Source organism: Streptomyces sp. NPDC034037 (genome assembly GCF_055575715.1).
Genome location: NZ_JBVISC010000003.1, coordinates 107434 through 131895 on the forward strand (window position 1 = coordinate 107434; position 24462 = coordinate 131895).

The window sequence follows — 24462 nt, forward strand, 5'->3', positions numbered from 1 at the left end:
ACGCCGGACCAGGCGCTGACCGGCGACGTTGTGGCAGCCCTGGAACGTCGGAATGGGACGCCGGTGGCAAGGTCTTCAGGTGGCCGGCCCCTCTGGAGCAGGGGCGGTACGGGTGGCGGGGCGGGGGGGGTGCCCCGGCATGGAAGCCGAGTCACACGACCTCGATGCCGAAGCGGCCACCGAAGTGCCGGCCGAGACGGAAGCCGAAGGCAGAGTGGATGTGGGCGTACATCTCCATGCCGCGGGCGTAGCCCGCAAGGTTCACGGCGAGCGGGACGACAGCAGGGCGTGGGTCGACGTCCTGCTGCTGAACCGGCACCTCACCGCCGACGCGGTCGCCCTGGAGAGGCCCGCAAAGCCGCCCATGCAGGGGACGAGCGCCCGTCGGTACGGCCCTCGCGACGGTTTCCGGACAGCCGTCGGCAACAGGCACGTCCCTGTATGAGTGGCGGCTGGCCCGCCTTCCGCCGGACACCAGACATCTGCCGTCGGTGCCCCGATGACCCACTGCTCCGAAGCCGACTTACCAGCGATAGCGACCGACGTGAGGGAGAAGCCCAGTGGCCCTGCCCCGCCAGCGAAGCCTGACTTGAGGCCGTCTTTGAACCCCCGCCGCTTCGCAGGGGGCGAAGACAGGCTTCTAGCGGGTGTCCGGAGTGTGATTCTCCGTTTCCACTTCCGCCTCCAGCTCGTCTCTGATCGCCTCATCGAGTTCACGCCGAAGCGGCGCCACCACCTCAGCCCAGTAGCGTGGAGCATCCGCCGCGCTGATCGAAGAGCGTGCGTGCCGGGGCCAGATGATGCCCAAGGCCACGTACGTAACGCTGCGAGCCAGGGTTGCGACCCTTTCACTTACCGCATGAATGGCGAGTGCGTGTTCCGTCCGATGCACATGGCTTCCGGCTGCTCGGACCTGCAAGTGGTCGAACGGTTCAGCGAACACAGCCTCCCGCATCTCCGATAACGCATTCTGCATGCCCATATACCTGGCGTGCCGTTCTTCACGTTTTCGGCGTTCCGTCTCCGCTCGGTTCTGGCGGCGCAGAACTTCTAAGGCGCTTTGGTGGGTTTTTTCCGCGACCTCCATCGCAGTTCGATGGGCGGCTTCTGCTTGTGCCATCGCCGTTCTGTGTGCAGCCTCGGCCTGTGCCAGCACAGCCCGCTTCTGCCAGTGGCCCACCAAAGCGGTAACGGGGATGCCGCCAAGGGCGATGATCGCCACGAGGTTGCCTAGATCCATGCTGGATGCCCTCCCTCATATGGGGAGCATGCCCCAGCATGAGCTGGTCTGGGGACCGGGAGGCGAGTTCCCATGGGCATCTGCGAGCGCACTGGTCGCCAACTGTTGTTGAAACTCATCAACGAACGCTGCCGCTGAACGTGAACGAAGCCCTGCGCACCATGGCGTGCGCCGTCCGGTTGGGTGTCTTCGCCCTCGAACACTGCGTCCGGTGCGACGGTGTCACATCGAGCCGACGACGTGGGCGCGGTCCGGGCCGCCGCCCTCCGGCGCCGGAGATGGCGCTTTGTAAGGTTCGTGCAGTACGCACGATCTTTCAGGAGCAGCGCGATGAACCGACGTACCCGTCTGGCCCTTCTGTTGGCGCTGGGCGGGTTGCTGTCCGGATGCGGCTCCGCCCCGGTGGGCGTGGGCGCCCCCTCCTCCGGGGACAAGCCGTTCTGGCGGGCCGAGTTCGATGGGGCCGCAGGCGTCCGGCCCTCGGAGAAGTTCTGGAACACCGAGATCGGGAACCGGGACGCCGAGGGGTGGGGCAACAACGAGTTGCAGTACTACACCGACGACGCGGCCAACTCCGCACTCGACGGCTCGGGGCACCTCGTGATCTCTGCGCGGCCCTCCCCCGCCGGGGCGAAGCTCCCCTGCCACACGCGAAAGCACTGTCCATGGACCTCGGCCCGGCTGACGACGGAGGGAAAGGTGGCCCTCACCCGGGGGCGCGTGGAGATCCGCGCGAAGATACCCACCGGCACGGGACTGCTGCCGGCACTCTGGATGTTGGGTGACAACGGAGTCGAGTGGCCTGGACAGGGTGAGATCGACATCTGCGAGGTGGTCGGCGGTGAACCGCGGACGGTGTACGGCACCGCGCACGGGCCGACGTACTACAACGAGAAGGGCATCGGCGGCTCCACCACGCTCCCCGCCGACGCGTCGCAGGCGTTCCACACCTACGCCATCGAGAAGCGACCGCATCGCATCACCTGGTCCGTGGACGGCAAGCCGTACTTCACCTTGACCCCGTCGAAGCTGCCCGCGAAGCGCGACTGGGTCTTCGAGCAAGACATGCACCTGCTGCTCAACGTCGCCGTCGGAGGCGACTGGCCCGGCCCTCCCGATGCCTCCACGCCGTCGCCCGCGAGGATGACGGTCGACTACGTACGCTTCTACGGCGAGGGCAAGGGGTAACCCTCGGCCCAGTATCCGGCGCAGCTCGCAGGCTCGGCTGCACTGCGATGGAAGTGACGCCGACGCGATCCTCAGCCTCCTGGTTATGTACGTGACTACGGGAGCCGTTTCGAAGTGACGGTGGGAGTCACCATCTGACCGAGTTTGCGATGTCAGTTTGCTTTGACGTCGCTTGGGGGCTTGCGGTGGGACTGTGAGGTGTGCTTCTCCCGCTGGGAGCCTCATGGGTAGCTCGCAGTCCAAGGTCAAGTCGTACGCGGCGATTCGCCGGGATCACCAGATGGGCATGTCGCTGCGGGCGCTTCAGCACACGCACAACGCGACGTGGTGGACCGTCCGGCGGGCTCTGGACGGGCAGTGGCCGGAGCCTCGGTAGAAGCAGCGGCGCTGGGAGTCGAGGGTCGATCCCTACAAGCCGTTGATCGACGGCATGCTGCGGGCTGACCTGGGCGCTCCGCCCAAACAGAGGTACACCGCACAGCGCATCTTCGACCGCCCGGCCGAAGGCCACGGAGCCGACGACATCTCGTACTCGGTGGTACGCCTCGACGTGAAGGACAGGCGCAAGGAGGGCCGCCGGCAGGCCGGAGTGGGACCGGGCACGATGTTCGTGCCGCAGACCCATCTGCCCGGTGCGCAGGCGGAGGTCGACTTCGGCGACGTCCACGAGATACTCGCGGACGTGACGACCAGGGTCTATCTGTTCTCGATGCGGCTGTCCTACTCCGGCAAGGCAGTGCACCGAGTGGAGGTGTTCGAGACCGGCCGGTGGTTCACTCCGTGGGTCAACCGCTTCGGCCAGGTCATCGTCCGCTGCAACTCCTACTCAGTCCCGGTCCGCTTCATCGGCCGCCAGCTGAGGGTGCTGCGGCACGCCAAAGGCCTGTTCGTCTATGACGGCCGCACTGTGGTCGCCCACCACGAACGGCTCAGCGGCCGGGGCGAGTCCCGCCCGGTCCTGGACCACTACCTGGAAACTCTTCTGCGCAAGCCGGGCGCCTTTCCCGGAGTGACCGCCCTCGAACAGGCCAGGGCCGCAGGAAAGTTCACGCCCGTCCATGAAGCCTGGTGGACCGCGACTCGCGCCGCTCACGGTGAGGCGGCCGGCACCGGAACCCTGATCGAGGTGCTGCTGCTGGCCGAGTGCGACGACCGGGCCCGCCGACGCTCCGAACGCAGGATCAAAACCGCCAGCTGGACCACAGGGGGGCTGGGCTGCTGTTTCAGGTTCTGACCGAGCGCGAGGAAAAGAGCAGTGTCGCGATCGCTTCGAACGAGAGTTCAGTGGCTGGATGAAGACGTTCACCGATCCCTCACTCCGCGTGGCCATCGTCGACCGGCTCACCTGCAACGGCGCCATCATCCAGACCGATACCGAGTCCAACCGCCTCGCTCACACTAAGGCCCAAGCCGAACGATCCCAGCTCAGCTGCCGGGCGCCAGACGGGAGGGGCCGCCCGATAACCAGCCCAGTCAGAGCCGGTATGGCCGATGCTACGGCTGCTCGGTTTCGGCCGACAGGTTGTGCCATGCATGTCCGCAGGCGCCTTTGCAGTACGTCTCGCGGCGGCGAGTGTCGGCGACGGCGAAGACGGAAACGAGGACGCGGAATGCCTTGACGTGTTCGGCGGAGGGGAGGCCTGCGAACCCGTAGCGGGGCGGTTCCATGCAGATCATCACCGAAGGGTTGGCCGTGGGCTTCACACCGGACCGCGCTACCCCCGCACGGCCGTCCGCAGCCGTAATGTGCGCCTGCATCGCATAGCCGGCGACTTCCTGCAGAACCTCCTGCTGGCGTGCTGGGGCGAGGTCGGAGAACCAGGCCACGCCATCGCCCAACGTGCGGAGACCTTGGGCGATCTCGTTGACGACCCGCTCGGTCTCGCGCCGGAAGGTGCGGCCATCGTCGCCGCTTGGTTCGGTCATCGCTTGATGATTTCACGATGCGGGTTCTGGGCGAAGGCCGGTATCCGCAGCCGAGACAGCGCAGACGGGGACCGGGGACAGTCCGCTCCGCTCCCGAGATTGGGCAGCCCCGCAAGGACTTCAACACCGCAGCTCGCAAGACGCCCCAGAGCACTTGACGACATCAAAAGTCACTGACATCGATCACGCGGCGGGCCGCCAAGCGACTCCCGAGGTCCCGCCGAAATGACCCCCGAAGAAGCCGACACAGCCAGCCTCCCGAGCTTCTGATACCCGTTTCAGGACCGAGTCACTGGTGTCGAGCCCCAGGTATGGTGCGTCCTGTTCCTGTTCCGGGCGGATGACTGCGTCTGTGTGGCGGGTCCAACTCCTGGTACGCATCTTTATTTCTTCCGGTCCCGCCACAAACGCAACAGGAACAAAATTCCCAGAGTGATCACGATGAGGGCGAATGCTATCTGGCCCCATACGGGAAGTTCGGGGCCACCGCCAGGAGCTGATATTTCCTCCAACGTCCTCTCCTTTTCTTTCCTTTACGGGGCCTACTACTCCGCCCCCTCGGTGCAACCTGGTCAGCGCACGTACTCGTCTCAGCGCTGCTTCGGCGCCAACGCCGTGACCAGTTCGTCCAGTTCCTCGCCCTGCCAGTCGAAAACATCCGAACGCTCTGGTGGGTCTCCGCCCGGTCGCCCCACGTATGCGGTGCGCAACCCCGCGGTCTGTGCTCCACGGAGATCCCAGGCGTGTGCCGCCACCATGAGGATCCTCTCCGGCGGGCATCCGGCCGTGTCCACCGCCAGTCGGTAGACCTCTGGGGCCGGCTTGTAGGCCTGGACGGCCTCGGCCGACAGGGCTTGGTGCCAGCGCAGGCCCGCATGGGCGCTGAGGCGGAGCAGTGCGGTGCGGTCGGCGTTGGAGAGGCCCAGGACGGGATACCACTGCGCCAGTCGCTCCAGGGCCGCGACGGAGTCTTCCCAGGGGGACAGCCGCTGCCCCACCGTCGCCAGTCGGTCGACCGCCGCCGCATCGGTCACTCCGGCACGGTCCGCAACCCGCCGAGCCGCCTCACGATCGATGGTCCCGCTGCCGGCGTAGGCGCGGTCTCCTTGCATGACGCTCTCCTGTTCCCGGGCGGCATGCTCCTGCCACACGGCAGTGAGTTCGTCGAGGGACGCCTCATCGCACCACGGAGCCGCTTCCCGTATCCCCGCCCGGAGTCCGGAGAGTTCGTCAACCAGCGTGCCGAGGACGTCGAAGACGACGACCTCTATGCCATCGGCCTCTATGTCTTGGATCCCTGTCATGTGTCCTCCTGTCGGCACTCGCGTCACCGGTTCAACTGGTGACGATGTTGCCGTCGCCGCCGTCACCGGTCAAGATGGTGACGTGGATTTCGCGTTCGTGAGTGGCAACTCGGCCCTCGATCTGGCCGGTACCGTCGGCTTTCGCCGGGATGAGTCCGTCGACTCACTGATCGCACCGGCGGACCTGGAACGGTGGGTGGCGGCGTGCGAGGAGCTTCCCGACGGCGTTCGCGCGGACTTGACGACCTTCCGGTCCGCGTTGGCACTGCGGGAAGCGATCTATCGGCTCGCGCTCGACCGCGTGCTCGCTCGCCCCTTCGATCCAGACAGCCTGGAGGTCGTCAACTCCGCGGCTGCCGGCCCGACGATCACGGTCAGGCTGAGTGACGAAGGTCTCCATCTCTCCGGTGACCTTCGGGCAGCCCTCTCCCACGTGGCTCGAAGCGGTATGGCCGTACTCGCCGATCCCGCCGCACGCCTCAAGGAGTGCGGCCGCTCCCGCTGCACGCGCATCTATCTCGATCGTTCACGCGGTGCGCGTCGCACCTGGTGCGGAATGGAGGAATGCGGCAACCGCGTCAAGGCCGCGGCCTATCGGGCCCGGCGGCGGGCCTCGTCGACGGGCGCCGCGAGCGGATCCGCGCAAGCCTCGTGACGTAGGCCGCTGCCAACCGCCTTGTCACCTCGCACGAACGCGACCGTCGCACGTGGCGTCGTGGGCTGGTTCGGGCGGGAACCTATTCCTGGACGGCCACGCCCAGAACGTTGGGGTTCTTCACGGAGTCCTGGACCGCGATGTCCTCGATCGCGTCCTGGGGCGCGGCGGGTGCGTCGGCGCCGGTGCCGTGCGTCGTGGTGCCCGCGGCCCGCGCGCCGGTGAGCAGGTTGGCGCAGGAGGTGCCGAAGGCGGGAGAGAGGAAGTCGCCGACACCGCCGGCCGTTGCGGGCGTGGTAGCGGTGAGAGGGACGCCCGCGTAGGCGGCCGTCAGGGCCACGGGCGTGGCAGCGGTACGCCAGGTGATCATGTCCGGTGCAACGACCCGGCGCCCGCTCCTGTTACGGCGCGGCCGGAGCCGCCGCGGCCCGTGGCGGAGAGGGCCGTCTGGGCGGTCACCTTGCCCGGGCGTCCGGCCGGCCTCCCGGCCACTCGATCAGCTCGGGTCAAACACCCGCGATGCGGGGCCTGTTACTCCACCGGGTCCTCGTCGGCGTGCCGTGCGGCCTTCTTCGTCGCGATCTCGACTTCGTGGCGTGCCTGCCCCGTTGCCTCGGCGTGTGCCGTGACGGCCGTCTGGAAATTCTCCGCCGCTTCGCCCCAGCGGCGCCACTGCGCCGCATACTCGTCGCCGTCGAGGCCGGCGAGTCGGGCGCGTTCTTCCTCTGCGGAGCGTTCCAGCTTGATCAGAGCATCGGTGATGTCAGCCACGATCCGATCTTAAGCAGACAGCGCAGGACACTGGCCGCGACATGTGCGAAAGGGGTCCAGATGCACGCGGTTCTTTGGTCGGCTACCTCCTCGGGGCCGGGCCGTCGGCCGTGTGAGGCCTGGTGGACCTCGCGGTGGGGAGGCGTTGCCGAGGTCCGGTGGGCGCCGAGCGAATACGGGTGTGTTTCGAACAATGAGACGGGGTCAGACGGAGGGCATGAGTGAATCGGCGAAGAACGGAACCAGCCCTGTGAGTAACGCTTCGGCGGGCGGCAAGGCCGACCGGTCCAAGGCGGAGGATGCCAAGGCCACGACGGCCAAGGCGGCTGGAGGCGCGGCTCGTTCCGCGTCCAAGGCCACCTCTGGAGCGGCCGCCAAGACCGGCTCCGCGGCCAGAGGCGTCAAGTCCTCGGTCGCCGAGGCGGGCGAGGGCGCGGCGTCGTTGGGCGCCACGCTCGGCGAGAAGGCGAAGGCCGGAGGCGAACTCCTGTCCAACGTGCCGGGAAAGACGCTGCAAGCGGCGACGACGACGTGGACGGTGCTCAAGAACCGCAAGGCGATCGCGGTGGGCGTCGGCAGTAGTGCCGTCGCCATGCTCGCCGGCGCGTACGCGCTGGGAGGCGCCAATGTGAGGCGCGCCCAGGGTCCCCTGACCCGCGCCACGCGCGGAGTTCTCTGAACGGTTACGACTGAGCCCCTGGTGCCGCCGAAAGGCGGCGCCAGGGGCTCATTGGCGTCTTGTTCACTCCGCACCTCCCCGGCGAACGCGGGGCGGACCGGCGAGGTCGATCCTCGACCGGGCCCGGGTGCCTCAACCTGGCGGGCGGGTGACCGGTGGACGACGTTTTTTGACCCAGAGCAGCAAGAGCACCGAGCACACGGCGGCGAAGGCGCACCACGTGGAGATGTACTCCTGTCGCCACAGCACCACGCACACCCCGGCCCCGACGGCGACCAGCACGCCGAACAGCACGAGGCCGCGGTCGCCCGACAGGAGCAGGGCGCCGATGGTGGCGAGCAGATAGCCGGCGACGACGAGCCCCGGTCGCGGCAGGCCGAGGGAGTAGCCGACCGTGTGGCCCCGGATCTCGGCCGTCACCGTACGCGTGGCCAGTGTGTACGCCAGTACGGCCGCCGTCGCGGTGCCCGCGGCCAGGGGGATGAGCAGGCGGCGTCGGGCGTCCGGTGGCGCCGCGCACAGCACAGCTGCCGGAACCCATAGCGCGAGCAGCGGGAGCGCGATCACCGCCCAGGCGTCAGTGGCGGGCCCCGTCCCGCCGCCGTTGCGCCAGAGCGCGGCCTCGATGATCTGATGCGCGCCGAGAAGGAGCGGAAGCGCGGCCAGCGGCAGGTCACGGGGGTGCCGGGCCGCGAGGGTCACGCCGGCGATTCCCACGGCGGCGATACCCGTGCCCGCCACCAGATCCGCCGTCGCACTCCAGCACATGGCTGAAACGCTACGGCCGATTCCGTGCGAGGGCGCGTCGGGCGGGGCCCGCGCGGGCACACCGCGCCGGCCCGAAAAGATTCGGGGAGAACCGCTCGACCTCCCCAGATGTCACGGTTCTCCCCGACTTCACTTCGGCCCTCTACCCCCCATTCACCGGACCATGTGCACTGATTCCCTGGTCGTTTCCGGTGGTCTCCCGGCTCGGCGTCGGCGCCTCGCCGCTGCCTTCCGGACCGGGGAGTCCCAGGGCCAGGTTGCCTACGTGGAGCAACTCCTCGTGCCGGCCCTTGAGGAATGCGATCTGGCTGGTGGGGCGCATGGTGCCGGTGGGGCAGGCGCCCAGGCCGAGGTCGGTCGCCGTCAGGCACAGCGTCTGCAACAGGCATCCGGTGTCCCGGTAGATGAGGCTCAGCGCCAGACCCTCGTACTTCCAGCCGGTGCGGGCGGCGTGCGAGGCGAGCAGGAGGCTCGCGGGCGGCGGTTGCTCCATGTAGGCCGGTGTGGTGACCGTGGTGTTCAGGACGGTCGCCAGTTCGTCGTCCCACGGGGCGAGCCGGTTCAGGGTGTGGTCGAACGGGTCGTAGTGGTAGGCGCCGGGAGCCAGTCCGGACACGTCCCGGGCGATCACGTACGCCTCCAGGCTGTGCCGTCCGCCGCCGGACGGGGACGGGCGCTGTGTCTGCTGGAACCAGAGGGGGCCGAGCGGGGCCCGGACGCGGGCGGAGCGGGCGAGGAACACCCCGAGGTGGCCGAGAGGCAGCGGTGAGGGTGCGAAGGCGCGGATGCTGCGCCGCTCGGTCAGTACCTCGCGCAGCGGTCGGCTGGGCAGCTCGTCGTGGTCGGCGAGCCGAATGGTCTCCGCCGCCTCGGGGTGGCGCAGCCGCGCCAGGGGCGGGGAGCCTTGCTGCGTGTGCGCGGCGGGCCCCTGGCCGGCGCGGGCGTGGGCGGCGAGTTCGTAGGGCGTCAACCCCTGCGCCGTCGGGGTCGGGTGGGCCGAGGAGCGGATGATTCCGGCGGCGGCCAGCTGGTCCAGGGCCCGCTGGGTGGCCGCGAGGTCGGCCGCGCCGCTTCCGTCGGTGTTCGGGACGGGCCCGCGCCATCGCGCGTGGGCCTCCTCGGCCGTGAGCGGGCGGTCCAGCTCGTTGAGGAGGGCAAGGAGTCGGGGGCGCGCCGTGAACCTGCGCCACCGGCGGCAGTCGACGAGGACGGGCCCCGCCTCGTCCTGCCATTCGAGGAGCAGGTCGGGGTTGCGCCGGTAGCGCACGGGGTGGGGCGTGCTTCCGTCGTCGACGCCGCTCGCGCCTGTGCGGTGTGTCGGGGGTGTGGGGGCTTCTGCGGCACGGGGCTTCAACGTTCCTCGACGCCTCTCTGTGGGGCCTGTGAGTGGGGGGTGGTGGTGGGTGTGCGGTTTCGGCGCTCCGGAGGTGGTGGTCGCGGCGCGGTTGTTGCGGGCGACGGCGGTCCTGACGCCGTATCGGAGTCGCGGCTCACAGGAACGGCAGGGGCAGTGGGTTGAGCTGTGCCTCCGTCAGCGGTGTCTCGCGTACGCCCATGGCGAGCGGCGCCTCGAACACCCGTGGTCCGCCTCGGCGGTGGAAGTCGCTGCGCAGAGTGATCGGGCAGAGTCCGGGCACCACCGTCCTGACGACCGTCACGCCGCACTCGGCCACGTCGATCGGGGTGATGTCCACGGTGACCGCCTCGTGCCCTCGCGCCGCGAGTCGCCGCACGGCCTCTGTGACGTCGGCGGGCAGTCCGGCGGAGGGGCGCGGGGCCGCGACGGGGCGCAGCGGTCCCTCGTCCCAGAAGGCGAGGTGGGCGAGCCGGTGGGGCGCCCAGTAGAAGAGGGAGAACTCCTTCAGTGTGGTCAGCACGTCGCCCGGTTCGGGGATCGACTCCCCCGCGTCGAGGTTCTCCTGCCAGAGCCGGGCGCCTGCCCAGCCCAGACAGCCCTCTTCCAGGGCGCCGAGCAGGGCCGCGTGCGGGTCCAGGTCGGCGCGCGCGGCGTGGGTGACCACGGGCCGGCGTTCGGTGTGCCGGAGGAAGCGCACGCCCACCGCCGGGATGCCCAGGTCGGTGGTCAGGTCCTTGGCGGTGACCGTCACGCCCTGGGCGCGCATGTGCTCGACGATGCGCCGGGCCGGGCCCTCCGGCAAGCCGTCCAGGTCGAGGGTGGGCAGGACGAGCCGGTTCTCCCAGAAGATCACGGAGGCGTCCCTCTCGACGGCCTCCATCAGACCGCCGTGCACGGCGTGGTGGTAACTGCCGCCCGCCGCGAGGCCGGTGGAGATCGGGTCGTACCAGGCCCGGTGGCCGGGCGGGAAACGGTAGGGCAGATAGACCGCGCACGCGGGGACGTACCGGGTGCGGCCGGTGAGCAGCGAGCGGCCCGGCACCCAGTCGATCTCCGCGTCCGGGTCGTAGGGGGCCAGACGGGTGTGGCGGGCGTACTCCGCCGCCGACCCCAGGGGCAGGGTGCGGGGATCGACCGCCTCCTCGCCGAGGGCGGCGGCGCAGGCGCGCACCAGGCTCTTCGGGTCGTAGACGCCCGCCGCGTACCGTTCCAAGGTCTCGCCCACGGCGCACACGCGGGCCGTCACCGGGTCGTTCTTGACCGCGCCGCCTCGCGCCTCGGCCGTGACCGGGGAGAACCAGTGCGTCTTCGTCATCCCTGCCGTGCGGGCGTATGTCGCCTCTCCCAGGGCGCCGTCCCGTTCGTCCACGAGCAGGCGGAGCACCATGCCGGTGAGGGGGTCCACCGCACCGCGCATGCGCTCCCAACTGGCCGTGTTGTCGATCTCCGTCGGCTCGCCCTCGCGTGGGGGCGGCACGGCGTGTGCGGCGCAGGCGGGGCAGCCCGGCAGGTGGAACAGCTCGTGTTCGGTGCGCGTCAGGGAGCCGTGCTCGATCTCGGTCAGCCTGGCGCGCCTTGGCGTGTGCTCGTCCTCCGGCGCCTTTCCGTGTTCCGCTGCCTGGTCGTGCCGGGGTCCGGGGCACATCAGGGTGAGTACTTCGTGGGCGAGCAGGCCCGAGGAGACTGCCTTGCTCGGCCATGCACCGGCGTCCGGCTCGCCACGTCCGTCGAATTCGCCACGTCCGTCGAATTCGCCGAGTTCGCCGTAGAGGATGTCCAGGGGGAGGTCGGCGATGGGCTGCCAGATGTGGTTGGCGCGGAGTCGGCGTACCAGGCATACCGGGCAGGGTGTGCGGGGCGGCTTGAGGGTGGCGTAGAACAGCCAGGTGGGGGTGTCGAGGTAGGTGACCAGCGGCGTACCGGCTTCCAGGGCGGAGGTGACGCGCCGCACCAGCTGCTCCTCGGGGAGCGAGAGCGGCAGGAGCGCGACGGCCGCCCGCGACTTCTGGTCGTCGGGCACCGTCGGCACGCCGGCGCGCTCCAGCAGCGCTCCCGCCTCGGCGCCCACCCCTCGCGGGGTGACGGCGACCGGACTGCCCGTGCGGAGTGCCGTCATCTCTCCGTACAGCGGATGCACGACCTGCCCGCGTTCGTGTGCGAGCCCGCGTGCGCGCAGACCGCCGACCACCTGCTCGGGAACGGCGTCCGCCCGCACGGCGTCGCTGCCGGTCCCGGGAGCGGGCACGCGGACGGGAACGCGCAGGGTTCCGGTGCTCGCGCAGACGTAGAGGTGGTCGCCGCGCGGTACCAGGCGTACGTCGGGCCGCAGCTCGGTGTGGGCATGGGCATCCATGGGGCCGCCTTCCGGGAGGGGTGAGAAGGACACGCTCGGCTCGGCGCCGGGCGGAGCACCCACGACGGTCAGGCGCCGCAGTGCGCGAAGCGCCCTAGGCGGCGGGGTGGGCGCGCGAAGCATCACTGGTCGCCGTGGCGGGCGCGAAGGGCATGAGCCGGCGTCGCGGCCGCTAAAGGCTGCTGACCGGCGTCGCGGGTTCGAAACGTCACGGTCGTCGTCGCGCGCGGAGTGCCCCTGGCCGCCGTCGCGCGCAGCCAGGGGCACGGAGCCTCAGGAGCCCCCGGACGTGGTGGTCAGCACGTCCATGGAGTTCGGGGCCGCCCAGGACAGGCAGCTGTGGCCCGCGAACGCCTCCTCCGACTCCGAAATCGCCATTTCCTCGAACAGCGATTCGCCGTCGATCTCGATGGGCTGGTTCGTCGGCTGCATTGTCTCCGCCCTTTCGCTCGCGTGTCTCTTTTTCCTTTTCGTTGAGCACTGCACTGCGAAACCGTCACAAGGACGGTTCGGCTATTCCATTGCAGGATGCCGAGAACGGAAAAACAAGGGTATGCCGGAATAACCCACCTAGTAGGTGATGTGGAAGCTTTCGCGGCGCACGAGGGGGGCGGGGGGCGCGACCACGTGGCCGTAAAAGCTCTCCTGAGCGGTCGGTACGCCTCTCACGGTCGGCGCCGTCATGGTTGCAGCCGGCAGCGAGAGGGGAAGCTGGTGGCCCCTCCGCGCCCCCACCGACGCCGTCCCGGAACTGATCAAGGGCCTTGAATTCTCCGTATGCCCTCCGACAAGGGTGTAGGCACCATCGAGGGTATGGGCGCACCCTTTCGAGACAGTCCCGGGATCTCGGCAACTGCAAGACCCCGGGGGATTTACGGGCGAGGCAAAGAGCACCTACATCTTGGTCGCCCGGTCGTAGGCGGCCACCGCCCGTTCGAGGAACGTCGCCACCGTGGCCTGCTCCTCCGCCGTCATGGACCCGGTGATCTCGGCGATGCCCGTTATGAGGGGCTCGATGTGCTCGAAGGCGGCCTGCTCCCAGTGCTCCGCGGGCGTGACGAGCACCTTGCGCCGGTCGCTGGGGTGCGGTCGGCGGCTCGCGTGCCCGCCCTCGACCAGACGGTCGATCACCAGCGTCATCGCCGCCGTCGACGTGCTGAGTTCGCGTGCCAGCTCGCTGGGTGTCGCCGGGCCGGCGCCGACGAGGTGGTCCATCACCGCGAGTCCGGCGGGATCGATGTGCATCTGCCGGCCCAGGTACCGCTCGAACCGCTGCTCGGCGGCTGGGGGGCCGGTCGCGGTGGGGTGCGTTCCAGTCGGTCCTCGGCTGCGGCTGTCCTGCCGGTGAGCAGGAGGAGCAGGGCGGAGATCGGTCCTCTAATCTCCTCCCCCTGGCCGCGGGTCCAGTCGATGTCGATAGCGATCAGGCGGGCCTTCGGCAGGGGCCACGGGCGGGGCGGGAAGCGCATGGTCCACACCCGGTCGGCGGCGTCACGGGCGGCCCGTGGGGGCATTTGGCGGTCGCGCCCAAGGGCGAGGGCGATGTCCTGGCCGTGGACGAGGATGTCCAGCAGCGGCTCGCGAGGTGTGGTGCCCGGCGCGAGTCGGCGGGAGCCGGTGATCGCGCGGAGGTTGGCCACGATGTCGGCGGTGGGTCGCTCGGCCTCGCGGATCGCGGAGTCGTGGATCATGCGGTCGAGGTCGCCGTGGGCGCGTACGAACTCGCGAAGCGCCCAACGGTAGGTGGAGCGGGCCGTGACGGTCAGATGCGCGGCCACGTCCCGCACGCGCCAGTCCCCGCACTGGGTGGGCGTTTCCCACTCCTCGGGGCTCAGGCCTTCGAGCAGTTCCGCCAAACCCGTCCGCTCACGGTCGACGATGTGCCAGCGTTCGTCGGTCCCGAGGATCGCGGCCATGGGGATCACCCACTCAAGTGGTAAGCTTCACTGACCAAAGTAGTCAGAGAGGCTTACTTAAGTCAAGGGTATGGCCGATCTCAACCGGGGGTGAGTCGAGGATGGCGGAGGAGAGCGAGCTCAACACCGGCGTGCTCCTGTTCATCCCGTACCGGGCTCTGGAGGACCGTGTCTTCGCCGCGCTCGCGACAGCCGGGTTCGATGACCTCACGCCCGCCCAGGCGAGGGTCATGCAGCGGGTCAGTCCGCACGGCACCCGGCTGACGGAACTGGCCGCCCAAGCCCAGATCACCAAGCAGACGGCCGGTTTCCTGGTCGACCAGCTGGAGAAAGCCGGTTACGCGCGGCGGGTGCCGGACCCCACCGACAAGCGGGCCCGGCTGGTGTGCGGGGCGGACAGGGCGTGGGCGGCGAAGCGGGTCGCCGACGCGGTCGTCGCCGAGGTGGAGCAGGAGTGGGAGGCGCATCTCGGCAAGCGGCGCATGAAACAGTTGCGGGAGTCGCTGGCGTCGCTGCGTGAGATCACCGACCCCTGGGCGTGACCGCCCGTCGAGTGGGTCGACCTCGGCCCGTCGGACGCCCTGGTTGTCGAAGAACGGGCCCGCGGCTGCTGTGCACCTCGCCTGCGCGGGTCAGCTCCGCGAGTGCGCCTGGTCTCTCTCCGCCACCGCGTAGCCGGGCACGGACGGCCACCGAACCGTCAGTACCACCGACTCCTCCTCGGCGAACCACGAGTGATCGACTCCGCTCCCCCACAGGACGTAGTCACCTTGCTCTTGGAGGAGGACGCTGCGGCCGGGCAGTTCGACGCGGAAGCGGCCGCTGATGAGAACCAGCAGAGCCGTGCGTTCCTCGCCCTTCACCCACTGCGCGCGCTCGTCGGCGCGGGGGTGGACACCCCATTTGATCTCCACGGCCTCGCTGTGGCGCGGGTCGTCGGCGTCCTTGAAGTGCCCGAGGAGCCATCCTCGGTCCAGTGCCGCGTCCTTGCCCGCGTTGCCCACGTACACGTTGTCCTTCATGTGGTCGGACGCTAGTGGAGGCCGGGGCCGGGGTGGGGGCGGGGCCGGTGTCCGTGGGGGTGTGCCGGGCCCGCCCCGAGGCGTTACGTTGTCGGCCACCACGGCGCGCGGGCGTCACGCAGCGTGTTGGTGCCGCAGTGCACCTCCCCCATGCCCAGGTGGTAGGTGTACCAGTCGTCGATGTAGGTGGTGGTGAATCCCGCCTTGGCGTATACGGAGTTCACCGCCTGCGTGAAGATGTCCCGGCCGCCGATGACCGGCCCCCACTGACGGGGTGCCAGGTAGCGGGTGGGGCTGAGCAGGACGCCGTTGACCGCGCCCGGTATGTAGGCGCTGTTCGGCCGGACGGCGGTGGCGCCGGCTCCGGCACCGCCTGCGGCGTCCCGGGCGCGGGGGCTCTGGTTGGCGCCGCGCAGCTGGCTGAACTTCTCCAGGGACTCCGGTCCCATGCGGCGCAGTTTGCGGCTGCCGCTGAGGCCCGCGCCCTCGTCGGAGTCCCGCGTGTACAGGCCGGGCACCCGCACTATCTCGGCGTCGGTGACGCCGGTCTCGCGCTTGAGGATGTCCAGGTTGGCCTTGATGCGTGCCGCCGCCGTCTTGTTGTCGGCGTGGAACGAGGCCTTGGCGAGTACCTGGTCGATGGTCTCCTTGGGCGCGGGGATGTCGCTGCCGCGCGGGACGGAGAACATCTTCGAGCCGCCGTGCCCGTCCCGCTTCGCCTTGCGCAGCAGCTCCACCCCGGCGGCCGGGTCGGCGACACCGATGCGCCAGCCGCGCTCGGTGTCAGCGGGCAGGAACTGGATGAACTCGTCCACATGCCCGACCGCCAGCCACGACGTGTCGAGCAGCAGGGGCGCCTGCACGCCCTGCGAGGACAGGAACGTACGCATCGACTCGGCGGGCTTGGAGCCGGAGTCGGCGCGGTAGCCCTGGATGATGCGGCCCGCCGGGTAGCTCTTGCCGTTGAGCGTGTACGGCGGAATGGTCTCCAGGTTGCCCATGGAGTTGAGCGTCCACTCCTCGCGCACCGTCGGCTTGCCGACCTGGACCACGCCCACGTCCGGGCCGCGCAGCTTCTCGAACAGCTCACGGCCCGCGTCCCGGTCCGGCTGCGCCGACCGGATCATGACCCGCATCGTGTGCTGCCCGCCGTCCGGGCCCGGCATGCTCGCGTAAGCCGGCTCGACGAAGTCCTGCGCCCAGGGGTCGCCGTACTTGGTGAAGGTGGTCAGCGGCTTGGCGATGCCGGCGTCCTTGACCTGCTTGGCGAGTTCCGCGACGAACTTGCGCTGGTCACGGCCGTAGGCACCGGCGCCCTTCACCTTGGTGACCAGGACCTCCTCGGCGCGCTGCAGCTGATGGTGGGTCAGGACAGGGGCGGTGCGCAGGACGACGTCGTCGGAGCGGGACGTGCCGCCGCCGGTGAGCGTGAACCGGACCTTCACCTCTCCGTTCCACTTCCGCCGGTCGCGCACCACGTCCGTGGCCTCGACGCCCAACTCGACCCCGGTGCGCAGCTCTTCGGCGGAGAGCCGGTCGGCGGGGCGCAGCGGGGACCAGCGGCCGGCCCGCTTGATGAACAGGTGCGACTTCTCGGCGTGGGCGCCGATCGCCTTGACGGTGCCGTGGCTGCCCGCCGGGGCCCCGGTCAGCGGCACGGTCTTCAGGCGGGCCAGATCGTCCGTGTCACGCGCGCCGTTGACCCGGGTGTCGGACCCGTCGTTGCACCGGGCCAGCTTCGCGTCCGGCAGGGGCCTGCCCTGGGCGTCCTTGACCGGACAGCGCTTCGCGTCGTCGTCGATGTTCGGCAGGACGATCGCTCCGCGCCGCGCCGTCCAGGTGTTCTCGCCCGCCGAGTCGCTCGCGCCCTCCACATCGACGCTGCCGTCCCGGTTCACATCGGCGCGCAGATCAGGCACGTTCAGCGGTGCCTCCGGGCCACCGGTCTCCGCCATGGCCGTGGCTCCCGTGGCCGCGAGCACTCCGGCCACGCCGGTCGCGACGGCCACGCTCGTCCATCTGTGCGTACGCACAGTTCCCCTCCTTGTCCCCGGCCCTCTGGTCAGGTTTTCGGTCGGCGAGGGCCGTTGACGTTAAGGAGGTACGTGGGGCCGGGGAGGTTGTCATGGCATCGGGATTCGTCCGGGATCCGGGTGGTCGGCGTCCCGGCCGGCCGAGCGTCCCCTCTGTTCCGGTCTGTTCCGGCCGAAGCGGCGGTGCGGTGGCCATGTGGCGGTCACCGCTGTGTCCGCCACTGTTCACGCGCCGCCGGGCAACGCCCTTCTTGTGCCTCTTGTCTCACCGGGTGACCAGGAGCACCACTGCTCACGCACACCCTGAAGGGGCACTTCCGTATGCGTATCCACCGGAACACCGCAACCATCGCCACCCTTGCCCTGAGTCTCGGTGCGGCCGGCTTAATGGCGTCGGCCGCCGAGGCCGCCCCGGCCACGGCCTCCGTCGTCGTCGCGGACGGCGAGCTCTGGTACAAAGCTGCGCCCGGCCAGCAGAACAAGCTGACGGTGGACGAGGAGATCGACCACCGCGGCGAGCACGACTCCTACTACGTCCTCACCTTCCACGACCGGTACGACATCGCCATCTCCGCCGACGCGGCGGAGTCGGACGAATGCGCGTACCCCGAGGAGGGCGACCGGACCGCCGTGCGGTGCGCGGTCAAGATCCCGGAGAACTCGGACGACTCCGACAGCTACGACATCGACCTCGGCGACGAGAACGACACCGCCACCCTCGCGTCGGACAGCCAGGCCTGGGCCGGGATCTACGGCGGCAAGGGCGACGACGTCATCAAGGCGTCGCCGTCCGCGCTCCCGCACGGCGGTGACGGCGACGACCGCCTCGACAGCGGCGGCGGCCCGTTCGGCTTCGGGCCGTGGGGGGACGCCGGGAACGACACCCTCACCCACTGCGGCCAGGACTGCTTCGGCGGCCCCGGCAACGACTCCCTGACCGGCACCGGCGAGGCGAACGCCCTGCACGGCGAGGACGGCGACGACGTCCTGCACGGCAAGGGCGGGCCCGACGTCCTCTACGGCGGCAAGGGCAACGACAAGCTGTACGGCGAGGCGGGCGACGACATCCTATGGGGCAACAGCGGTGACGACGCCCTATGGGGCGGCACAGGCACCGACAAGCTCTCCGGCGGCCCGGGCCGCAACGAACTCCACCAGGACTGAACACTCCCCCGGCCCGCGTGGCCCACGAAGGTTCCTCCTTCCGCCCGAGGGCAGGGGGAGGAATCTCTGTCCATCGCTCCACAGGCCGGTCCGGAGTTCGAGAGATCCGGCGTACGGCGCCTGCCCGCGTTCTGCACTCAGTCCTTGTCGTCGTTCTGGTCGTCGGCGAAGGCGCGCCGCCCGCGGGTGACCGCGAGGACGCTGCCGACCACGGCGATCAGGGCGATGGCCAGGGCGATGCTGACTCCGCCCTCCGTGTCCCAGTACACGTCCTCCAGGCTGATCAGCAGTGCCGCCTCGTCGATGACGAGGGCCAGGCCGACGCCGTAGGCGAGCCCCATCCAGGCGCGTGCCCGTGCCGAGCGTTCGGCCAGGCCCGCCCCGCCCACCACCATGAGCAGCACGATGCCCCACACGTAGTGGTGCAGGTGCACCCCGCCCGCCTGCATGTCGCCGACCCCGGCCACGTCGATGTGGATGAGCCAGGTCAGCAGGCGCATCCCGCCGAAGGTGAGCGTGAACCCCCACCACGCCAGGATGAAACCCCGCCGCTTCGGGGAGATGCCCGGCAGCAGGCGCAGCCAGGGCGAGGGGCGTCCCGCGTGCCCGGACGACGCGTGGTCGGCCGCCTTCGCGGTCTTCGGCATCGAGGGCCCCGGCTTTGAGGGTGTCGTTTTCGAGGGCCCCGGCTTCGAGGGCGTCATCTTCGAGGGCTTCATTCGTGCTCTCCCTCCGTGAACTTCTCGATCAGTGCGGCCACGGCGTCCGGCGCGGCGTAGTGGGCCGCGTGGGCCGCGCCCGGGAGGTCCCGCGCGCGTCCGTCGGCGACCAGGCCCGCCACGCGCCGCGTCCAGGCGCCGGAGGCGATGGTGTCACCCGCTCCCCGGACGACGAGCGTGGGCGCGCGGACCTGGGCCAGGTTGCTCTCGAAGGACTCGGCCGCGTCCCGCAGCGCGTGGCGGAAGGAGGCGGCGCAGCGCAGCGGGCCGGTCACGAGGTAGTCGAACGCGGCCAGGGCGAGCAGGCTCAGGGGTTCCCTGGGCGCGTCCGCGACGAGCCGGCCGAACTGGCGCGTGCCCGAAACGCCGGGTTCGAGCGCCGGGCCGATCAGCACCAGGTGGCTCACCAGGTGCGGGTGGCGGGCGGCCAGGGCGGCGACCACTTGGCAGCCGACCGAGTTGGCGACCAGCGTGCTCGGGCCCGTGGACCGCTGCTGGAGCGGGCGGGCCAGGGCGTCGGCGAGCCGGCCGATCTCGGGGGCGCGGGGTGCGGCGGCCCGCGAGCGCGCGTTGCCCGGCAGGTCGGGCACCAGCACGGGCGTGCCGCTCGCGGCCAGCCGGCGCGCGAGCGGCACGAAGTAGCGCCCCGAGAGTCCGAGTCCGTGTACGAGCACCGCGGCGGGGCGGTCCGTGCGGGGTGGGGGCCCGTACCGGCGGGTGAAAAAGCCGACGTCAGTCATGTGGTCCACCTGCCCACCATCGGCCCCCGCACCACGTCGCGCCCCGTCCGACACACGGGTCGCGCAGCAGGCCCCCACGGTGTCGGGGCTGGTTCAGCGGCGCTCGAAGACCGCCACAGTGCGGCCGGGGACCTCGAAGGTTCCCGTGTCGCGCTGGTACGAGGCCGCCTTGACCACGGTGTCGGCGCCCTTCGCCTGCACGGGGTGCAGGTGGTAGGGCGTGCCCTTGACGGCCGCCACTCGCTGCGTCCGCGCATCCGGCGTCGCGTTGAAGACGACGACGAGGTCGCCGAGGACCATGGTGACCACGCCGGGCGTCTCCGCGGCGGTGCCGGAGAGCGGGAAGGAGAGGCGGGACTGGACCTGGCCCGCCGTCTTGAGGGAGAAGTCCGGTTCGCCGACGCGCAGCCTCACCAGGTCCCGGTACGCGGCCGACGTGCCGGTGATCTGCCGGCAGCCCGGGGTCAGGGCGGCGGAGCCGAGGAGGGGGCGGGCGAAGGGCCACTTGTCCTTGTTGTCGGCGGCCGGCGGCAGCCCGCGGCCGAAGCCGTTGCCGTCCCGGCAGCTCCAGTGGATGGCGTTGAACCAGTCACCGCTGTCGAAGGAGTTCCGGTCGAGGGACTTGGAGCGCAGCAGGTCGCTGCCGGCCTGGGAGAGCGAGGGACCCTGGGAGAGGGTGGCGGTCGCCATGGCGAGGACCTGCATGCGGGCCCGCTCGGCCGGTGTGGTGTCCCGGGGCAGCTTGAAGGCGAGGGCGTCGTACAGGGACTCGTTGTCGTGCGCGTCGGCGTAGGAGACCGCGTCGCCGGGGGTTGCCGCGTATCCGGCGGGGGCGCCGTTGTAGTCGACCTGTGCGCCCTTGACCTCGCGGCCGGCGGAGTCCGTGAAGGTGTATGCGGCGAGGTTGCCGGTGAGGCCCACCTTGAGCAGGTCCTGGTAGTGCAGGAGCCGGGCCTTCTGCTCGGCGGGGGTGCCGTTCGCCTGGGAGCCGTTGGGGTCGGTGTAGAGGCCGCTCGCGAAACCCTGGATGCCGGGGTCCCCGTCGAAGGGCGAGCCGCCGCGTACGGCGTCGCGGGCGCGGTCGGAGAAGGTCGCGATGCCCGTGCCGGCCATGTTCTTCTGCGTGGCCTGGACGAAGCGGGCGTCATCGGCGACCTCGCCGAAGTTCCAGCCCTCCCCGTAGAGGATGATCTTCTTGCCGTCCACGCCGTCCTTGTCGGGCGTGAGCGCGTCCAGGGCTGCTCTGACGGCCAGGACGTTGGCCTTGGGCTGGTGTCCCATCAGGTCGAAGCGGAAGCCGTCGACCTTGTACTCCTTGGCCCAGGTGACCAGGGAGTCGACGACGAGCTTGCCCATCAGGGCGTTCTCGGTCGCGGTGTTGGCGCAGCAGGTCGAGGAGGCCACGGTGCCGTCGGCGAGCAGCCGGTGGTAGTAGCCGGGCACGATCTTGTCGAGGACGGACCTGTCGTCCTGTCCGCTCGCCACCGTGTGGTTGTAGACGACGTCCATCACGGTCCGCAGTCCCGCGCCGTTCAGGCCCTGGACCATCCGCCGGAACTCGACCGTGCGCCGGGGTCCTTCCGGGTCGCTCGCGTAGCTGCCCTCGGGCACGGTGTAGTGCAGCGGGTCGTAGCCCCAGTTATAGGCGTCCTTCGCGGCGCTCCGGGCCACGCACGCCTGCTGTTCCTCGGAGTCGGGAGCCGCCGCCTTCAGATCGCAGGCCGGCCGCTCCTGTTCGGCCGCGCGCTCCGGAACGCTGCTCATGTCGAAGGCGGGCAGGAGGTGGACGTACGAGGTGCCGGCCCGGGCCAGTTTCCTCAGGTGCTTCATGCCGTCGGACGCGGTGTCGGTGAAGGCGAGGTACTGGCCGGGGTGGCGCGCCGTGCGGTCCTCGACGGAGAAGTCGCGGATGTGCAGTTCCTGGATCTGCGCGGCGCGCAGAGGTGTCGCCCGGGGTTTCCTCAGGCGGTCCCAGCCCTTGGGAGCGAGTCTCGGGTCACTGAGGTCGACGGCGAGGCTGCGCCCGGAGTCGGCGGTCAGGGCGGTGGAGTAGGGGTCGGTGACCTTGTTGGTGACGACCTCGCGCACGCTGGGTGCCCACACCTTGACGACGTAGCGGTAGGGCTTGCCCGCCCAGTCGCCGGGGCCGGTCGCGGACCAGACGCCGCTCGCGTCGTCGCGCCTCATCGGCACGCGCCTGCCGTCCAGTTCGAGAGCGGCGGACTGGGCGGTGGGGGCCCAGACGGCCAGGGAGGTGCGGCCGTGGTGGAAGCGTGGGCCGAGCGTCGCCTTGGTCGCGGTGGCGCCGTAGAGGTCGTCGAGCACGCCGTGGGTCTGGACGCCGGTGGCGGTGAGCAGCTTGCCGTCGGCGTCGTGGCGGACCGCGACGAGCTGTCCGGTCAGGGCCCGGCGGATGCGCTCGCGGTCGCGCGGGTCGACGGTGAAGGCCTCGTACTCCTTCAGGTGGGGGTACTTCTTCCGCTGGGCGTCGGTGAGGCCGCCGGGGGTCGGGGTCAGGCGGATGCGGCGGCCTTCGCCGGAGAGCCGGCCGTCCCGCACGGCGAGCCGCCCGTCGAGCGAGTAGACCAACTCGTGGGTCGCGGCGCCGCCCTGGAGGTCCCATGCGAGGGTGCTCCGGTCGATCCACTGGGCTCGGGACTTGGTCAGGTCCAGTTCGTCGGGCGCTTCGGCGGTGGTGGCGGGCGCTCTGGGTGACGCGGCGGCCGAGGGCGTCAGGGGTGCGAGCGCGGCGAGCAGGGCGAGGGCGGTGGTGGCGAGGGTGCGGCGGCGCGGGGAGCCGGTCAAGGGGCTTCTCCTCAGGAGTGGCGGCTGGCGGCTGGCGGATCGCAGGTGTGGGGCACGGGCGCCGGGCGGGCTGTGCGCCTCTGCGGTGTTCGCGGGGCGGTCCGGGGGTGGGGACCCGGAGCAGCGGACGGGCCGCCCGCCGGCCGGGGAGGCCGGGGTCGGGCGACCCGTGTCGCGGGGGTCGGGGGATCGGGCGCGGATCAGCGGTGCCGAATGGCAGTCAGTGGCGCCGGGCGGCGGTCAGCGGTGTCGGAGGGCGGCCGGCGGTGCCGTACCGGGGGCAGTGGGGGTCAGCACTTCCTGGCCTCGGCGTGCAGGGCCAGCGCGGTGTCCGGCGCGACGGCGGCCCGGAACCGGCCCGAGCCGTCCACCACGACGTTCCTGCCGCTCTGGACGTCGCAGTAGTTGCCCGGGGCGAGGGAGGTCTGGAAGGTCCGGTCGACGGTGGCACCCTCGTGGTTGATGACCACGTACGCCTTGCTCCCGCGGCCGAACGCGATGGCGTCGTCGCCGTTGTCCCACCAGTTGGTGACGCCCGTGCCGCGCGCGGTGTTGCGGAACTTGACCATGCTCCGGATCTCGGGCCAGGCGTGCTGGCACTTCCAGCCGTCGCTGTAGCAGGCCTTCACGTGGCCGCCGTCGGGCGAGCCCGCGTCCGGGTCGCTGAACTCGTACCCCGAGTGCACGTCCGGGGAGCCGTAGGGCCAGGCCAGCATGAAGACGTGGGCGAGGGTGTACTTGGCGCCGTCCTTGTAGCTGAGACTCCGGCCGTGGCGTTCGGTGTCGTGGTTGGTGACGAAGACGGACGCCTTGGAACCGGGCAGGTAGCCCCAGCCCTCGCCGTAGTTCTTCAGGTAGGCGAGCTTCTCGTCGTTGAAGACGCGCTTGAGGTCCCAGGCGTAGCGGAACTCCTGCGCGTCACCGGTCTCGGTGTACTCGCTCGGGGAGACCCCCTCGTTCGCGCCGTACAGCGTCTCCTGCTTCCAGTAGACGTCCGGCTTGGTCAGCCGCGACCTGATGTTCTTGAGGTCGCCCACGGGGATGTGCTTGGCCGCGTCGATCCGGAGGCCGTCGACGCCGAGGGAGAGCAGGTCGTTGAGGTAGGTCGCGATCCTGCCGCGGACGTACTCCTCGCCGGTGTCGAGGTCCGCCAGACCGCCCAGCTCGCAGCTCTGGATGTTCCAGCGGTCCTGGTAGTCGCTGATGGACGCCTGGCAGTCGTTCATGTCGGCGGCCGAGTACGTGCCCGGGTAGTCGTACTTGGTGAAGCGGGAGCCCGCGGAGCCGGTGCCGGAGGCGTTCGTCATGTGGTTGATCACCGCGTCGGCGATGACCTTGACGCCCGCGGAGTGGCAGGTGCGGACCATGTCCCGGAACGCGGTGCGGTCGCCGAGCCGGGTGGCGATCCGGTAGCTGACGGGCTGGTAGGCGGCCCACCAGGCCTCGCCCTGGAGGCGCTCCTGGGGTGGCGAGACCTGGACGGCGCCGTATCCGTCCGGGCCGAGCTGGTCCGTGCACGCCCTGGCCACCGACTCGAACTTCCACTCGAAGAGGACGGCGGTGACGTCCTTGCCGCCGGGCGGGGCGGCCTGCGCCTGCGGGGCTCCCGCGACGAGGCTGCCGGCGGCTCCGGCGGTGAGGGCGAGGGCGGCGGCGAGCGCTCTGCGGGCTGGGGTCTTCCGGGCAGCCATGGGGGCCTCCTGCGTCGGTGAGGGATGGCCTTGTCCGGCAACGCGCCGTGCCCGTCAGGCCGTTGAAGGATGTTGCAGCAACATTTCAACGCCGATTTCGGTCAGGACCGTACGGTCCCGCGGAACCATGG

24 protein-coding genes and 2 pseudogenes are annotated in these 24462 nt (G+C 70.4%); 9 read left to right on the forward strand and 17 right to left on the reverse strand.

The genetic code is table 11. The annotated features are described in order from the left end of the window. Positions 1-139: 139 nt before the first annotated feature. Entirely contained in the window at positions 140-445 is a 306-nt protein-coding gene (locus tag ACZ516_RS11110; RefSeq protein ID WP_469009740.1) for a hypothetical protein, read from the forward strand. A gap of 195 nt (positions 446-640) precedes the next feature. Here ACZ516_RS11110 and ACZ516_RS11115 read toward each other — a convergent pair whose 3' ends face one another. Then, entirely contained in the window at positions 641-1240 is a 600-nt protein-coding gene (locus ACZ516_RS11115; protein ID WP_469009741.1) for a hypothetical protein, read from the reverse strand. Positions 1241-1570: 330 nt separating this feature from the next. Here ACZ516_RS11115 and ACZ516_RS11120 point away from each other — a divergent pair, with 330 nt between their 5' ends. The 4 genes and pseudogenes from ACZ516_RS11120 to ACZ516_RS11135 form a co-directional block, all read left to right on the forward strand. After that, the gene (locus tag ACZ516_RS11120; protein ID WP_469009743.1) at positions 1571-2428 is read left to right on the forward strand and encodes a glycoside hydrolase family 16 protein; all 858 of its coding nucleotides are present in this window, start codon (positions 1571-1573) and stop codon (positions 2426-2428) included. 223 nt (positions 2429-2651) lie between these two features. Then, on the forward strand, positions 2652-2804 hold the full coding sequence (locus ACZ516_RS11125; RefSeq protein WP_469009745.1) for a hypothetical protein: 153 nt from the start codon (positions 2652-2654) through the stop codon (positions 2802-2804). Between the two features lie 333 nt (positions 2805-3137). After that, positions 3138-3662 (forward strand): Mu transposase domain-containing protein, encoded by a 525-nt coding sequence (locus ACZ516_RS11130; protein WP_469010451.1) that lies wholly within the window; start codon positions 3138-3140, stop codon positions 3660-3662. Continuing rightward, positions 3620-3849 (forward strand): annotated as a pseudogene (locus ACZ516_RS11135) (ATP-binding protein); the annotation flags it as partial. The gene ACZ516_RS11130 and the pseudogene ACZ516_RS11135, both read left to right, overlap by 43 nt. 73 nt (positions 3850-3922) lie before the next feature. Here ACZ516_RS11135 and ACZ516_RS11140 read toward each other — a convergent pair. Both ACZ516_RS11140 and ACZ516_RS11145 read right to left on the reverse strand, forming a co-directional pair. Further along, positions 3923-4354, reverse strand: a complete 432-nt coding sequence (locus ACZ516_RS11140; RefSeq protein WP_469009746.1) for a DUF5958 family protein — start codon at positions 4352-4354, stop codon at positions 3923-3925. Between the two features lie 590 nt (positions 4355-4944). After that, positions 4945-5658: a haloacid dehalogenase type II gene (locus ACZ516_RS11145; protein WP_361085427.1), complete on the reverse strand. Its 714-nt coding sequence runs from the start codon at positions 5656-5658 to the stop codon at positions 4945-4947. Between the two features lie 82 nt (positions 5659-5740). Here ACZ516_RS11145 and ACZ516_RS11150 point away from each other — a divergent pair, with 82 nt between their 5' ends. Continuing rightward, entirely contained in the window at positions 5741-6313 is a 573-nt protein-coding gene (locus ACZ516_RS11150; protein WP_361085424.1) for a CGNR zinc finger domain-containing protein, read from the forward strand. An 82-nt stretch (positions 6314-6395) separates the two neighbouring features. On the opposite strand, the gene ACZ516_RS11155 is transcribed toward ACZ516_RS11150, so the two are convergent. Both ACZ516_RS11155 and ACZ516_RS11160 read right to left on the reverse strand, forming a co-directional pair. Then, the gene (locus ACZ516_RS11155) at positions 6396-6683 is read right to left on the reverse strand and encodes a hypothetical protein (protein WP_361085421.1); all 288 of its coding nucleotides are present in this window, start codon (positions 6681-6683) and stop codon (positions 6396-6398) included. Between the two features lie 161 nt (positions 6684-6844). Then, complete coding sequence (locus tag ACZ516_RS11160; RefSeq protein WP_358578911.1) at positions 6845-7084, reverse strand: hypothetical protein; 240 nt, start codon at positions 7082-7084, stop codon at positions 6845-6847. Positions 7085-7334: 250 nt separating this feature from the next. On the opposite strand from ACZ516_RS11160, the gene ACZ516_RS11165 reads away from it, so the two are divergent. Next, the gene (locus ACZ516_RS11165; RefSeq protein ID WP_361085417.1) at positions 7335-7763 is read left to right on the forward strand and encodes a hypothetical protein; all 429 of its coding nucleotides are present in this window, start codon (positions 7335-7337) and stop codon (positions 7761-7763) included. A 132-nt stretch (positions 7764-7895) separates the two neighbouring features. Here ACZ516_RS11165 and ACZ516_RS11170 read toward each other — a convergent pair whose 3' ends face one another. The 6 genes from ACZ516_RS11170 to ACZ516_RS11195 form a co-directional block, all read right to left on the reverse strand. Then, positions 7896-8531: a DUF6629 family protein gene (locus ACZ516_RS11170; protein WP_469009748.1), complete on the reverse strand. Its 636-nt coding sequence runs from the start codon at positions 8529-8531 to the stop codon at positions 7896-7898. 142 nt (positions 8532-8673) lie between these two features. Continuing rightward, a complete protein-coding gene (locus tag ACZ516_RS11175) occupies positions 8674-9798 on the reverse strand; it encodes a SagB family peptide dehydrogenase (RefSeq protein WP_469009749.1) in 1125 nt (374 codons plus the stop codon). 223 nt (positions 9799-10021) lie between these two features. Next, positions 10022-12241 carry a YcaO-like family protein gene (locus ACZ516_RS11180; protein WP_469009751.1) on the reverse strand — a complete coding sequence of 740 codons (2220 nt, stop codon included), beginning with the start codon at positions 12239-12241 and terminating at the stop codon, positions 10022-10024. A gap of 273 nt (positions 12242-12514) precedes the next feature. Then, entirely contained in the window at positions 12515-12673 is a 159-nt protein-coding gene (locus ACZ516_RS11185; RefSeq protein ID WP_358578900.1) for an azolemycin family RiPP peptide, read from the reverse strand. 462 nt (positions 12674-13135) lie between these two features. After that, entirely contained in the window at positions 13136-13486 is a 351-nt protein-coding gene (locus tag ACZ516_RS11190) for a MarR family winged helix-turn-helix transcriptional regulator (RefSeq protein WP_469009753.1), read from the reverse strand. Then, on the reverse strand, positions 13456-14157 hold the full coding sequence (locus tag ACZ516_RS11195) for a maleylpyruvate isomerase family mycothiol-dependent enzyme (protein ID WP_469009754.1): 702 nt from the start codon (positions 14155-14157) through the stop codon (positions 13456-13458). The genes ACZ516_RS11190 and ACZ516_RS11195 overlap by 31 nt, the downstream gene beginning before the upstream one ends. 101 nt (positions 14158-14258) lie before the next feature. Here ACZ516_RS11195 and ACZ516_RS11200 point away from each other — a divergent pair, with 101 nt between their 5' ends. Beyond that, positions 14259-14699, forward strand: a complete 441-nt coding sequence (locus ACZ516_RS11200) for a MarR family winged helix-turn-helix transcriptional regulator (RefSeq protein ID WP_358696386.1) — start codon at positions 14259-14261, stop codon at positions 14697-14699. Positions 14700-14789: 90 nt separating this feature from the next. Here the strand turns inward: ACZ516_RS11200 and ACZ516_RS11205 are convergent, their stop codons facing one another. Together ACZ516_RS11205 and ACZ516_RS11210 are read right to left on the reverse strand one after the other, a co-directional pair. Further along, positions 14790-15179, reverse strand: a complete 390-nt coding sequence (locus tag ACZ516_RS11205) for a cupin domain-containing protein (RefSeq protein WP_361085397.1) — start codon at positions 15177-15179, stop codon at positions 14790-14792. An 83-nt stretch (positions 15180-15262) separates the two neighbouring features. Then, complete coding sequence (locus ACZ516_RS11210) at positions 15263-17134, reverse strand: protein-arginine deiminase domain-containing protein (protein ID WP_469010452.1); 1872 nt, start codon at positions 17132-17134, stop codon at positions 15263-15265. 399 nt (positions 17135-17533) lie between these two features. Here ACZ516_RS11210 and ACZ516_RS11215 point away from each other — a divergent pair, with 399 nt between their 5' ends. Next, positions 17534-18376: a calcium-binding protein gene (locus ACZ516_RS11215; protein ID WP_469009756.1), complete on the forward strand. Its 843-nt coding sequence runs from the start codon at positions 17534-17536 to the stop codon at positions 18374-18376. 137 nt (positions 18377-18513) lie between these two features. Here the strand turns inward: ACZ516_RS11215 and ACZ516_RS11220 are convergent, their stop codons facing one another. The 4 genes and pseudogenes from ACZ516_RS11220 to ACZ516_RS11235 form a co-directional block, all read right to left on the reverse strand. Then, entirely contained in the window at positions 18514-19023 is a 510-nt protein-coding gene (locus ACZ516_RS11220) for a hypothetical protein (protein ID WP_469009757.1), read from the reverse strand. Positions 19024-19091: 68 nt separating this feature from the next. Continuing rightward, a complete protein-coding gene (locus ACZ516_RS11225; protein WP_469009759.1) occupies positions 19092-19835 on the reverse strand; it encodes an alpha/beta fold hydrolase in 744 nt (247 codons plus the stop codon). Between the two features lie 93 nt (positions 19836-19928). Then, positions 19929-22640, reverse strand: coding sequence for a pullulanase-type alpha-1,6-glucosidase (gene pulA / locus ACZ516_RS11230; protein ID WP_469009760.1), 2712 nt, complete (start codon positions 22638-22640; stop codon positions 19929-19931). Between the two features lie 293 nt (positions 22641-22933). After that, a pseudogene (locus tag ACZ516_RS11235) lies at positions 22934-24331 on the reverse strand (alpha-amylase); the annotation flags it as partial. Positions 24332-24462: the final 131 nt, after the last annotated feature.